At 58.9% G+C, this 12,549-nt stretch carries 11 protein-coding genes; all 11 read right to left on the bottom strand.

Going from position 1 to position 12,549, the window contains the following annotated elements:
• Positions 1-2: 2 nt before the first annotated feature.
• Positions 3-1,121, bottom strand: a complete 1,119-nt coding sequence (locus NKI49_RS08470; protein WP_352599399.1) for a glycosyltransferase family 4 protein — start codon at positions 1,119-1,121, stop codon at positions 3-5.
• Positions 1,122-1,265: 144 nt separating this feature from the next.
• Complete coding sequence (locus tag NKI49_RS08465) at positions 1,266-1,577, bottom strand: type II toxin-antitoxin system RelE/ParE family toxin (protein WP_352599397.1); 312 nt, start codon at positions 1,575-1,577, stop codon at positions 1,266-1,268.
• On the bottom strand, positions 1,574-1,849 hold the full coding sequence (locus NKI49_RS08460; RefSeq protein WP_352599395.1) for a type II toxin-antitoxin system ParD family antitoxin: 276 nt from the start codon (positions 1,847-1,849) through the stop codon (positions 1,574-1,576). Before NKI49_RS08460 ends, NKI49_RS08465 begins: the two co-directional genes overlap by 4 nt.
• A gap of 131 nt (positions 1,850-1,980) precedes the next feature.
• Positions 1,981-3,105 carry a glycosyltransferase family 4 protein gene (locus tag NKI49_RS08455; RefSeq protein WP_352599393.1) on the bottom strand — a complete coding sequence of 375 codons (1,125 nt, stop codon included), beginning with the start codon at positions 3,103-3,105 and terminating at the stop codon, positions 1,981-1,983.
• The gene (locus NKI49_RS08450) at positions 3,102-4,439 is read right to left on the bottom strand and encodes a lipopolysaccharide biosynthesis protein (RefSeq protein ID WP_352599391.1); all 1,338 of its coding nucleotides are present in this window, start codon (positions 4,437-4,439) and stop codon (positions 3,102-3,104) included. Before NKI49_RS08450 ends, NKI49_RS08455 begins: the two co-directional genes overlap by 4 nt.
• Positions 4,432-5,682, bottom strand: coding sequence for a hypothetical protein (locus NKI49_RS08445; protein ID WP_352599389.1), 1,251 nt, complete (start codon positions 5,680-5,682; stop codon positions 4,432-4,434). The genes NKI49_RS08450 and NKI49_RS08445 overlap by 8 nt, the downstream gene beginning before the upstream one ends.
• Before the next feature lie 50 nt (positions 5,683-5,732).
• The gene (locus NKI49_RS08440) at positions 5,733-6,950 is read right to left on the bottom strand and encodes a glycosyltransferase family 4 protein (protein ID WP_352599387.1); all 1,218 of its coding nucleotides are present in this window, start codon (positions 6,948-6,950) and stop codon (positions 5,733-5,735) included.
• Complete coding sequence (locus NKI49_RS08435; protein ID WP_352599741.1) at positions 6,880-8,022, bottom strand: glycosyltransferase; 1,143 nt, start codon at positions 8,020-8,022, stop codon at positions 6,880-6,882. Before NKI49_RS08435 ends, NKI49_RS08440 begins: the two co-directional genes overlap by 71 nt.
• 65 nt (positions 8,023-8,087) lie before the next feature.
• Positions 8,088-9,113 (bottom strand): NAD-dependent epimerase, encoded by a 1,026-nt coding sequence (locus NKI49_RS08430; RefSeq protein WP_352599385.1) that lies wholly within the window; start codon positions 9,111-9,113, stop codon positions 8,088-8,090.
• Complete coding sequence (locus tag NKI49_RS08425) at positions 9,113-10,387, bottom strand: nucleotide sugar dehydrogenase (RefSeq protein ID WP_352599383.1); 1,275 nt, start codon at positions 10,385-10,387, stop codon at positions 9,113-9,115. The genes NKI49_RS08430 and NKI49_RS08425 overlap by 1 nt, the downstream gene beginning before the upstream one ends.
• A gap of 41 nt (positions 10,388-10,428) precedes the next feature.
• Positions 10,429-11,754: a sugar transferase gene (locus NKI49_RS08420; RefSeq protein ID WP_352599381.1), complete on the bottom strand. Its 1,326-nt coding sequence runs from the start codon at positions 11,752-11,754 to the stop codon at positions 10,429-10,431.
• Between the last annotated feature and the right edge of the window lie 795 nt (positions 11,755-12,549).

Raw genomic sequence — 12,549 nt, 5'->3', positions numbered from 1 at the left:
CCTCATTTCGCTGTGAGCGCAACGAGTTCCTCCATCTGCCGCAAGTACTTCTCGATGACGATCCGCTCGGAAAACTGCCGCTCGACCTTCTTCCTGCTCTCCATCCCCATCCGGTCCTTGGCGGCATCATCCATCATCGCGAACTCGATCATCCTGTTCGCCAGGTCACCGGCATCCCTCACCTTGCAAAGGAAGCCGTTGACGGCGTGATCCACCACCTCCTTGCAGCCGGGCACATCGGTCGCGATCAGCGGCTTGCCCATCGCGGCCGCTTCGAGCAGAGCGCGCGGCGTGCCCTCCCTGTAAGACGGCAGAACGATACAATCGGCCGCGGTCAAAAAGGGACGCACATCGTCAGTGGCGCCCAAATGCTCGATCAATCCCTCCTCGACCCATTGCTCGACCCGCGCACGACCGACCGCTGTGCGGTTCTCGACATCAAGAAACCCGAGGAGCTGGAAACGTGCCGCAGGCACCTTGCTGCGGACCAGGCGGGCAGCTTCGATGAACTCTCCGACGCCCTTGTCCCAGAGGAGCCGGGCCACAAGCAGAAAGACGGTGGCACCGGACCGCGGGCGCTGACCAGGCGGCGGCGAGAAACGCGCGAGATCGACACCGGAGCCGGGCAGCAGCGCGGTCTGGTTCTTGCGAACCAGGCGCTCGTTGACGAACAGCATCCTGTCGTCGTCATTTTGAAAGAAGACCGTTTTCGAACGTGCCAGCGCCACCCGGTACAAGGTCTTGGCAATTTCCTGAAGAAGGCCGCCACGGGCGAAAGCCGTGCCAAGACCGGAGATGTTGTTGATGGCCGGGACGCCGGCGAAATTTGCAGCAATCGAACCGAAGACATTTGGCTTGATCGTAAAGCTTACAAACGCGAGCGGGTTCTCGCGGCGCAGCATGCGCCAGTAGCGCCACAGAAGCATCATGTCGCGAAACGGCGACGTGCCGGAATTGTCCATTTCGACCTGAATGTAGCGGCAGCCCATGTCCGATATCAGGGAAGAATAGGCATCCCTGGGTGCGGCAATGACAACGTCATAACCCTGCCCCTGCAATGCCTCGATCAGGCCCTTCCGGAAATTGACCACGTTCCAGGATGTGTTGACCGAGATGAACACCTTTTTCTCAAGCATCGCCCATGCCCCTTCGGATGCTCACATGCCGTCACAACCCACCGTTGCTGCTCGTTCATCGTGCATACCACCCCAATATTCCATCGTGGTCGGGTATAGTAGGGCCGAATGGAGGCCCCCACTGGCCTGCTATTCTTCGCCATTCCGCAAATCTGCCTCATAATCCTGACCACCGTAATAAACGCCAATAATATTCACCGTCTTCTCCGCCACCTCGAATGCGATCGTTACGCGGTGGCGATACCCGAGCATCCTCAGGCGCGGCCGAATATCATCGCGCCGGGTGCCCCGGTGCGGGAAGGTTCCCAGATTCTCGCAATAGTCCACAATAGCATCAACATATCGTGCCGCCACGGCGGGCGACCCCGCCTCCGCTATATGGCCCTCCAACTCATCAAGCTGGTTGAGAGCTTCCGGGGTGAAACGAACAGTATGGGTCACTCCGAGGTTGGCCGCTTGCGCTTGTCCGCAAGGTGCTGACGCACCTGTGTCACACTGCGCGCCCGGCCTGGATCGGTTTTCAGTTTGTCGTAGGCGCCGGCTACCTCGGTGCGTAGCCAGGTATCAAGGGCCTTGTCGCGCGCCTGCAAGGCTCGCAAGCCATCGCGGATCACCTCGCTCTCACTGGCATACTCGCCCGAAGAAACCTTGGTCTTGACCATCTGCGCCATTTCGTTCGGCAACGTGATGCTAAATTGTTGCGTGCTGCGCATTGAAATCTCCTGCCACGGGGACGTTCTCAATAGGATTAAACACTATCATATCTAGGCTAGATCGGGAACACTGCACGCTTTTCACGCATTTTTCCGGGCCTCCTGGATGCCTGCACCACTGCTCGCATGCCTCACACCAACCGCCATCGTCGCATCCGCTTCGTCGCGAAAGCCTTGAACAGGCGCAGGATCTCATCGTCATTGGTGACAGATGAGATGCGCGAAAAGCAGACATCCCTTGCAAGCGACAGATCTTCGGGGCGAGCGAGAAGCGACGCTATTGCCCGCGCGATGTCAGCCGGATCTTCGGCATCGAAATCATAGGCGCGACCCTCAGGAATGTAGCCTCTGGTGCCGCTGTCGCGCGAGATCAGTACAGCACACCCCGCCCAGGCCGCCTCGATGGGGGATATCGCCGCGGGCTCTCTCCGCGAGGGCAATATCAGGAGATCGTGGCTGGAGAAAACCGAGAGCATCTCGTCATGAGCTACATTGTTCCGAAACTGGAGCCTGTCCGCCAGTCCAAGAGTCTGAGCCTCCTGTCCCAAAGCCTGACAGAAAGCGGCGTCGGACTGCGTTGCCTCCTCACCACAGAAGGTTATCGAGAACTGTGATTCCGATATCGCCGCCAAGGCTCTTAGAAGAGTGCTGTGCCCCTTTCGCTCCCGGTATTTTGCGACCATCAGGATGCGAGGCGGCCACTGCAATCGTCTCTTCCGCTGCTCTTCGACTTGCGTCGGCCCGAAAGGGCTTCCGAATGGCAGCGACACGGCAGCGCCAGTGCCGACGCGAGCATGGTTCGATGAGAGCCGCGACGTAAAATGTTGAATCCCCAAGCACTGGAACACCGTTCGGCGAACCCATGTGCTGCTCCATGCCGGAGGCGTGGCATCCTCCTGATCGTAGATGACCAATCTGCGCCCTTGCAGGACTGTGCATAATGCCGCGACCCTGCAAAACCAGCGCGTCACACCTCGAACGATCACCACATCCGGATCCTCGGCGCGCAGATGGCTCCAGTACGAAATCAGACTGGGAAAGGAAAAGGGCGAATTCGGAATGCCGCTCGAACGTCGGCGCATAATCCTCCGTGACAGAGCGGACGGGGCCATGACATTGGGAGAAAGCAGGGTGTGGTTCTCGGTGGGGCCGGTTTCGACGACATCGACCGCGACGTGATGCCCCGCCGACGTCAGTATGCGAACCCACGGCACGGCGTTGGTATGGTATCTCGGCAGGCAAAACAGGTACCTCAAACCAGCGGCCCTTCCGCCATGCGGACCCGCCTTTTCAGCAGCGATCGCGAAGCCATTGCCATTGCCGCGTAGATCGCAGCCGATACGATCAAACCTGCCCAGGCTATGCCCGAAATCCCCATCCAGCCGGATAGAGCCAGGGAAAGGGGGAGGTAGACGATGGTCGCAAGCGTCAGGATTTTGAGAAGCGGCTTCGTCCCGGCCAGAACCTGGATCAACGGATTGAAGTGCATGCCGGCCAGGCCGAAGCATTCCGCCGCGAACAGAATGGCAAACAGCTGCGGCGCTTCGGCATAGGCCGCGCCGACAGCCAGAAGGACGACGACTTTTTGCAGCAATATCGCGACAACCGTCATTCCACCGGCAGCACACGCCGAAAGCACGGTGACATGGTTGTTCAATCTGAATAACCGATCGGGGGGCTCGGCGTTGGACAGTCTGGCAATTTCGGGAAAGATCACCTGGTTCAATGGACCAGTCAGCCGAGAGACCATCGTCGCGAGGCGCGATGCCACGGAATAGGACCCGGCGGCGACTTCTCCCAAAAGAGATGCCACCAGGAACAATCCGACATGTCGCCTGGCGCCCACAAGCGTGGAGACCAAACTGGTCCCGGTCGCCATGGCAAGAAAAATCCGGAAGAAACGCCGTCTGGATCGTGAACCAAGCGGATTGAACAGGCCGATGTTTTCCCGCCTGGCACGGAAGAGCAGCCGGACGAACAGCGTCAGATTGTAGAATGCGCCGGCGGCAGCCAACACGGTCACATAGGCGAGCAATGACGCATCGACAGCCCAAAGCACGAGCGAGACGATCACCATGGCAGCCCCTTGCGCGACTTGATTGCCGGCAATGACATCGTACCGGCCGTCCAGCCGAAGCACGCCTTTTGGGGTGCCCGAAAGACTGGCCAGCAAGGTAAGGCTGTAGATTGCCGCCAGGAGACGATTCTCCCGCGACACGCCAATAGCCTCTCCAAACAGCAGAATTCCGCCGATCGCCACGATGGTGGCGAAAAGCGCGGCCGAAATGTCGAGAGTGATCCCGCTAGATGCGGCTGGCCCGAGACGTCGGCGCGACTTCGCGCATAGCCTGATCACAGGCTGCCAACTCTCAAACGTGCAAAGGCCGGAGATGAACGTGGCGTAAGCCTGTATTACGGCAAGGGTACCAAAATCTCCCGGCCCCAGCGACCGTGCGTTGAGCGCCAGCGCGAGGATGGAACATAGAGCTGCCACCGCGCTCGAGGATGTCGTCAGCGTCGCATCCCGCACGACCCGCCGTGCGCGCGCCCACCCGGAAGGCTGGGCGTCCACCGCCACGTTCTCAACCATTGTCTCGGCGCAGGACCGGCGCTCCCTGGGGACGCATCATCACCTCGGCAGGGGCTTGCGGAAAACATTTTCGGTGAACGTAAACCACGCCGAATATGAAAAGCGACACAAGAACGGCTCGCTTGGCGGAGATGAACGCGCCGAGCAGCTCCTTGCGCTGAATGTAGAACGTGAAGTGGATGATGCTCACGATCAGCCCCGCCTTCAGGGCCGCACTGCGGACATTGCGGACTATCGCTTCAATGGCGACGCAGACGAGCGAAAGAATGATGACGAGCAGCGGAAACCCGGCATACCCGAAATTGGCGTAGAACTCCGCCCAGATGTTTGCGGCGACACCACCGCTGTAGCCGGGGAAGAGAAATGGCTGGACCTGCTCGTTGTAAGTGCATCCGTCCTTGCCAAAGACCGTCTCCGAGAACGGAATGAAGGAAAGAGGCACCAACCAAAGATTCGAGCAAGGCAAGGTGTAATCATACCTTACGATCAGATCCAGGTGTGCCAACGTTAAGAATTGCTCCAACCCTACCAGCGCAGAATCCGACAATTGGTTGAACTGTATTCTCTGGCCCGCCAGCTCAAAATTTCCGGACTTTATCGCCGCGTATACCGACTTGTATACCGCCAGAAAACAGAACGATAACATTCCTCCGAGTAGATATCTCTTCTTGACCAGAAATAATGATTTGTTTCTGTATTTCACATAGGCGAACGACAAGATAGCTACGGCGATGGAAGAACGATGCCCGACGTAGAGCGTCAAGGCCAATCCAAGGCAGCTCAACGCTATGACCAGCTTTGATTTACGCCAACCGGACAGCACGCCGAATACGACACCGATTATGCAGGTATTGTAGAATATGTACTGAAATCTTCCGGTCGACGATAAGACGTCTGCTTTTGACGCGGAAAACAGTGCGGGGTTCGCTATCGAAATGCCGCCAAAGACCAGCAGCATCGCTATTATTGTTACCGACTCTCCCCGGCTATCGTGCTCGACCTCGAAACTCTGGCTTCGAGGCAGAAAGAGAGCCATCGCCGCGGCAATGCAGGAAAGAGACAGGAGAATGGCGTATCCAGTCCCTGCATGGTAGATGAAATCATATTTTCGCCCGCCCACGTCGACGTATTGGAACCCTCCAACAACGTATGGGACGAAATAGACCAAGCTGGATATGAACAGGAGCATTTGCGGGGTCAACGCAAATGGTGAAACCAGATAATCTCTGCCGATCCGCCCCACTTTTCGATCCAATGCTTTAAATCAAAGCGATGACAGCTTCGCTGATATGATCATGCATGTCGCGCCTGGTCTTCAATGGACAATCTCTCCCACAGCGCGCCGTATGATTTTGCCATCCGCTCAAGTGAAAACCGAGACGCGATACGATCCCGAGATGCCTGCCGCCTGATTGTCCAGGAAGCGGAATCCAGCATCTCCAAAGCCATGATTTCCATGGAGCGTGAGAGCGCCTCGGGATCCCGCTTGGGAACGACGAATCCCGCGTTCCCGACAAGCAACGCCACATCTCCAACATCCGTCGCAACACAGGGCGTACCGCACGCCATTGCCTCCGCGACCACATTGGGAAATGCTTCGCTGCTGGAGGCGAGGACGTGAATGTCGAACGCGTTCATCAGATCGGCAATGTCGTCGCGCGGCCCCAGAAGCATCACCTTGTCGCGAACGCCATGGTGATCCAGCAATCCGACAAGCTCGGCATTTTCGGCCGTGATCCCCGGACCGACAAGAATGCACTGGAAGGGAAGCCTGGTGCGCGCGGACAGCGCGGATAAGGCGGCGACAAGGTTCTTGTGATCCTTGTCTGGGTGCCAGCGCGCAACATTTCCAATGATGAACCGGTCGGCCTCTATCGACCAGCCCTGGCGCAATCGTGCACGGGCTTTCCCATCCGGTTCGAAAACCGCCAGATCATAGCCATTCGGTATTATTGTCCACTTCGAGCTTGAGTACCCCGCGCGGACATGGCGCTGCGACGCCTGCTCCGAACAGCTCACGATCCGGGCGGGAACCGCTCCGGATATCGATGCGCATATCCTGTCCACCGCCCTGGTGGCGAAGGGGGCGGCACGTGGGTCCAGTCCGGAACTATGCATCCCCCAAAGGATCGGCTTGATGCCGAAAAGACACGCCAGGACGCCTCCAACCAGATTGGCGTGGTACATCCAGCACTGAACCACATCCGGCCGATAGGTCGCGAATATGCGCCGAAGCGTTGCGAGCCCCTTGAGGCTCAACCTCCCCTTCGGCATCGACAGACAAACCAGGGATATCCCGGCCTCACGAAGCAGCGGCCCATATTTTCCCTCGCCAGAAAGCGAAACGACGAAATGCGAATGGCTGCGCTCGGCCGTGCAGAGACGAAACAGGGCCGCCTCGGCGCCGCCATTCTGAAGTCCCGTGATGATGTGCAGGACCTTAATGCGGTCGCTCCTTCGCCACGGCGTTCGTCGGGTCCACACCCATCGCGAGCAAATAGGCGTCGGCAATCTTTTCGACGCTGAAATCCTGCGCCCGGCGTCTCACATCCGGGTAGTCGGTTTCATCAAGAGTCGCCAATATCGCGGCCGCGAAGCCTTGGGCGTCGCCCACAGGAACAAGCCGTCCCCACTTGCCGTCCTCCAGAATTTCGGACGGCCCGCTTTCGCAATTCGTGCTCACCACCGGTGTTCCGCAAGCCATCGCCTCGATGATGGTGTTCGGGAATCCTTCCCGGCGGGACGACTGAAGGAACAACGCGGCGTGCCGCATCCATGGATATGGGTTCTTCGAAAAGCCGACCAGGGCGACCGAAGAGTTCAGCCCGAGTTCGTCGATCATCGTTTGCAGCGATGCACGCAATGGCCCTTCTCCGACAATCGCCAGTTTGACGGGCCTCGTCCTTGCGACCCGCGAAAAGCTGCGGATGAGCGTGGCGTGGTCTTTTGCGAAATCGAGACGACCGACGGCCACCAACAAGGCCCTGCCGTCCTCATCCGCGAAGGCATGACGGACGGGCTCGTCCGCCTGTGCCTCGATGTATTTGATATCCAAAGGATTGTGGATCGTTTCGATGCAATTCCGATCGACCCCGACGCTTCGAATGAGGTCTTCCGCAACACCACGCGATACGGCGATGATCTTGTCGGCATGACCGTAAGTCAGCCGCATGAAAAATGGCAAAAACCTTTCACGAACCAGTTTCGTATCGGCGATCGTCCTGGACAGGTTGCTCCTTTCAGAGATGACTATCCGTACCTTGTGCGATGAGAAAACAGACGAAACTATTCCCAGAATATTCGCGTGCGGCAAAGCCGTCAGCATCACCCGTGGCTGCTCTTTCCTCAGGTATCGGATCAGGCCGACTACGGAAAAGAGCAAGCGCGAGGCCTGGAGGTCCCTGACCCTTACGCCGTCGGGAACCAAGGCGAGATAGTCACCCGTCGCGCGCCCGAGCACCAGATCGGTCGGCAGTCCGCGCCTGTCAAATTCGCGGGCCAGAGTAAGCATGGCTCGCTCGGTGCCTCCGGCACGAAGGGAAGGGATAAAAACGGCTATATGCGCTGAGTGGCTGCTGGGCATTGTTTCGCCTCGGCGCAGCAGCGACACTATCTCACCATCGGTTTGGCGCGCAAAAAGTGACCTCTCTAGCCCTGCTCAAAATACGATTTGTACCAGTCGACGAACCGCCCTACCCCCTCGGTCACCGAAGTGCCGGGGCGATAGCCGACCGCCCGCTCCAGGGCGGAGGTATCGGCAAACGTGTCGGGCACGTCGCCCGCCTGCAGCGGCAGCAGCTCGACGATGGCCTTGCGGCCGAGCGCGTTTTCGAGCGCCTCGACATAGGCGGTCAGCTTGACCGGATTGCTGTTGCCGATGTTGAAGATGCGCCAGGGCGCGCCGCTCGTGGCCGGATCCGGGTGGCCGGAATCCCAGGCGGGGTTGGCGGCAGCGGGGCTGTCGCTGGCCCGGATCACCCCTTCGGCGATGTCCTCGACATAGGTGAAGTCGCGTGTGTGATTGCCGTTGTTGAACAGCTTGATCGGCTCACCGGCAAGAATGTTCCTGGTGAACAGGAACAGCGCCATGTCCGGCCTGCCCCAGGGGCCATAAACGGTGAAGAAGCGGAGCCCGGTGGTCGGTAGGCCGAACAGATGGCTGTAGCTGTGCGCCATCAGTTCGTTGGCGCGCTTGGTGGCGGCGTAGAATTGCAGCGGATGATCGGCCGGGCGATGCTCGGAAAACGGCATGTCCGTGTTGGCGCCGTAGACGCTCGACGTGCTGGCATAGGTCAGGTGCGCCACGCGGCCGCTGCGGCAGGCCTCCAGCATGTTGGTGTAGGCGACGATGTTGCTTTCGACATAGGCGCGCGGGTTTTCCAGGCTGTAGCGAACCCCGGCCTGGGCGGCGAGATGGATCACCCGGTCGAAGGCATGGTCGGCAAAGCAGCCGTCCACGACGTCTCTGTCGGCGAGATTGCCGTGGATGAACTGATAGCCCGAATTGGTCTTGCGGCTTGCCTCGCCCAGCAGCCCGAGCCGCGCCTGCTTGATCCGCGGATCGTAGTAGTCGTTGACGCTGTCGATACCGACAACGTCGTCGCCGCGCTCCAGGAGGCGCCTGGCCACATGATAGCCTATGAAGCCGGCGGCGCCGGTGACCAGAATTTTCATCAGAACCGCCCGTCCGTGATGTCCCTCGGAAACAGACCCTTGATGTCATATATGACACCCGGGTTCTTGCAAAGCGCCTGCAGGCCGGCAACGCCCAGCGCATGAAACTGCCTGTGCGCGACGGCGACGACGACGCCGTCGTAGCGTTCGGCGGGCGTGTCCTTCATGCTCGTCACGCCGAAGGCGTCAGCGCATTCCTGCGCGTCGACCCAAGGATCCCAGATGTCGATCTCGGCATTGTATTGCCGCAGTTGCGCGACGACGTCGGCGACCCTGGAATTTCTCAGGTCCGGACAGTTTTCCTTGAAGGCCGCGCCCATGACCAAAATCCGGCTACCAACGACAGGGATGCCCTTGCGCATCATCAGGCGAGCCGTCTGGTCCGCCGCGTGCTGGCCCATGCCGTCATTGATGCGGCGGCCGGCAAGAATCACCTCCGGATGATAACCGAGTTCCTGAGCCTTGTGAGTGAGATAATAGGGGTCGACGCCGATGCAGTGCCCGCCGACAAGACCGGGCGTGAAACGCAGGAAATTCCACTTTGTGCCGGCTGCCTCCAGCACTTCCGCCGTATCGATGCCCAGCTTGCCGAAGATCAGCGACAGCTCGTTCATCAGCGCGATGTTGAGGTCGCGTTGCGTGTTCTCGATCACTTTGGCCGCCTCGGCCACCGCAATGCTGGAGGCCCGGTGCGTGCCCGCCGGCACGATCGAGGCATAGAGCGCGTCGATGGCTTCAGCCGCCTCCGGCGTCGAGCCGCTGGTGATCTTGACGATGGTCTGAAGGCGATGCTCGCGGTCACCCGGATTGATGCGCTCGGGACTGTAGCCGAGGAAGAAATCCTCGTTGAAGCGCAGACCCGAATGTTTCTCTATCAGCGGTGCGCATACCTCTTGCGTGCAGCCGGGATAGACGGTCGATTCGATGATCACCACCGCGCCCGCGGACATCACCTCGCCGACCGTCGTCGACGCCATGATCAGCGACCGCAGATCCGGCCGGTTGGCCCTGTCGATCGGCGTCGGCACCGTGACGATGAAAACCCCGCAATCGCGGAGATCAGCCTTGTCGCTCGTGAACTTCAGTCGCGATGCGGCAGCGATTTCTTCCCTGCTGGCTTCGAGTGTGTGGTCGTCACCGCGCCGCAGTGCATCGACACGCGCCTGGCTGATGTCGAAACCGACGACATCCCTGTTCGCTCCGAAGGCTACCGCCAATGGCAGGCCGACATAGCCAAGCCCGATGATCGCTATCTTCCTGGAGGCGATGTCCATCTGGCTCCCGCGCCTGCAATCGACCCAAGCCCCGGCGTCGGCTATCGTGCGCCGAAACCGGTAAGCATCGTTTTCACAGTTCTAAGAACGATCAAGACATCCAGCCAGGGCGAGAAATTCTTGATGTAATAAAAGTCGTAATGTAATTTCTCCATCACATCGTCAATCGCCGCAACGTGCCCCTGGTTTACTTGCGCCCACCCGCTGATACCGGGCCTGACGATGTGCCTATAGCGATAGAACGGCAACTCGGTCTCATACATTTTCGACAGCACCACGGCCTCCGGCCGTGGCCCGATCCAGCTCATTTCGCCGCGCAGAATGTTGATGGCTTGCGGCAGTTCATCGATCCTGAACTTGCGCAGGACACGCCCCATCGGAGTGATGCGGTCGTCGTCACGCTTGGTGATCACGCTGTTCTTGTCGCTGCCGGTATCAGGCTCGGTCCTCATCGAACGGAACTTGTAGACGGTGTAGATCTTGCCCCGGTAGCCCACGCGCCGCTGCCGGAACAGCGCGGGACCGTCAGAATCCAGCCGGATCAGCAGCGCGATCAGCGCCAGGGCAGGAGCAAGAGCAAAAACCAGCACAAGCGCGGAAGCCCAGTCGGCTGCCTGCTTGATCTTGAGATAGGCCTGGTTCGGATTGAGCGAACCAAGCGTGTTTTCAGACAGATGCTCTATCTCGACTCGGCCGGTCAACGACTCGCTGACCTGCTTGACATGGTAGACGGGCGTGCCCGAAAGGGCGCGATCGGCGATGTATCTCTCCCATTCGTCGCCGAGATCGGCACGCAGATCGGCGACCACACCGTTTGCCTTCTCGACGATGACGTTGGTCGACTGGATCCAGAACCAATGCACGCCCTGCAGTGCCCTGAGGCGCTCGACATCCCCGCCGGGAACGACGACGAGGCGGTATGGGTCGAGACGCCGCGTGACGAGGCCCAGACCAAAGTACCAGAGCGTGGACTGCGTGAAACTGGCGGCGGCCTGGAAGCGGCTGTACTCGAAGCGAAAAAAGAAGATCGTCAGGAAAACGGCGCCATAAGACAAGGCAAAAGTCGGCAAGATATAGCTGGCAGCGGCCACGCCCGGGAAATTTCCGATGCGGCGATATGCAAGAAAGCCGGCCAGATGCGCCATCACCGCGGCGGCTACCGTCACCTGAAGATTAATCGTGTAGATAACCTCGGGATTGAAGCCAATCCGGATGATCGCCGGCGCAAAAATCGCGAAAGTCAGCCCACCAAGGAGCTGAAATCGAATTCTGAACAGGAAATGCCGGCTTCCCACAAGAGTTGATGCTGCAACATTCAACTTCTTCCCCTCCCCGGAAGTTGCCGTGTCAGCGGTTGCCTTTGCCATGACGCACCTGGGTCTGCAAAGCGAACCAGGCATCTCGTCATCGACGGCATTCGACTCAGTCGAGGATCAATGGCTACGCCAGTTCTACTGCATCAGCAAGTATTTATTTTGATGGCAAGTTAGTAGGTCTTTTGATCGACGGAATTATTCGATGCGGTCGAAAAGCCGAAGCTAACAGCCAGATCATCTATTACTTACAGCTAATAAAGGGCTCTGTTGTCCGAGCTCGATCTGGACGTCAAAATTTTTTGGCACCGGCCAGGCGCCATGAAAGCACCTGTCGATTCACCTGGGTCCGAGATAGTGTAAGGGCCGCACTTGCTTTAGCGCACCGGCGTCCATCTTGGAGCGCTTCTGGCCTACAGGTCCGATGGATATTAGCGTGGGTACTCCAAAACGATCACATAGCCAGATGGCTCCGTGAATGGACCGTTCTCCGTCGAAACATCACGTGTTGGCTGCCAAATCACGTTGATGATCCGGCTTCCCTCTTCACCCAGGCTATGGAGAAGCGTTTTCAGCCTTTCAACGTCGTCTGGGCATGTAGCGACAGCGTAGGGCATGAAACCTCCAAGGCTTTGCGGTAAGCTTATAGGAGTTCGGCCCTGATCGCGACAAACGGGGCGTCAAATTTCAAACTGAGGCACTACGGGGCCCGTTCTGATCGCCCTTCCCAGGCCCGAAATAAATTCGTCGACCGTGAACAATCCGGGCTCTAAGCGGCGACCGGCTTGGGCCGGAGTTGGAAGAGAGCGATCAAGAGGGACAAAAAACCCTTCAGCCACCTGAGCAGGA

This window comes from Mesorhizobium sp. M0587, assembly GCF_040320945.1.
Lineage (GTDB): Bacteria > Pseudomonadota > Alphaproteobacteria > Rhizobiales > Rhizobiaceae > Mesorhizobium.
Note: the sequence above shows the minus strand (reverse complement) of the source record. Positions and strands in the feature narration are given on the sequence as shown.

What these genes read in the sequence shown, in the direction of transcription:
- NKI49_RS08460 (WP_352599395.1), bottom strand. Translation starts at nt 1,849, where the DNA reads ATGCGCAGCACGCAACAATTTAGCATCACGTTGCCGAACGAAATGGCG.
- NKI49_RS08450 (WP_352599391.1), bottom strand. Translation starts at nt 4,439, where the DNA reads ATGGTTGAGAACGTGGCGGTGGACGCCCAGCCTTCCGGGTGGGCGCGC.
- NKI49_RS08435 (WP_352599741.1), bottom strand. Translation starts at nt 8,022, where the DNA reads ATGCCCAGCAGCCACTCAGCGCATATAGCCGTTTTTATCCCTTCCCTT.
- NKI49_RS08430 (WP_352599385.1), bottom strand. Translation starts at nt 9,113, where the DNA reads ATGAAAATTCTGGTCACCGGCGCCGCCGGCTTCATAGGCTATCATGTG.
- NKI49_RS08425 (WP_352599383.1), bottom strand. Translation starts at nt 10,387, where the DNA reads ATGGACATCGCCTCCAGGAAGATAGCGATCATCGGGCTTGGCTATGTC.
- NKI49_RS08420 (WP_352599381.1), bottom strand. Translation starts at nt 11,754, where the DNA reads ATGGCAAAGGCAACCGCTGACACGGCAACTTCCGGGGAGGGGAAGAAG.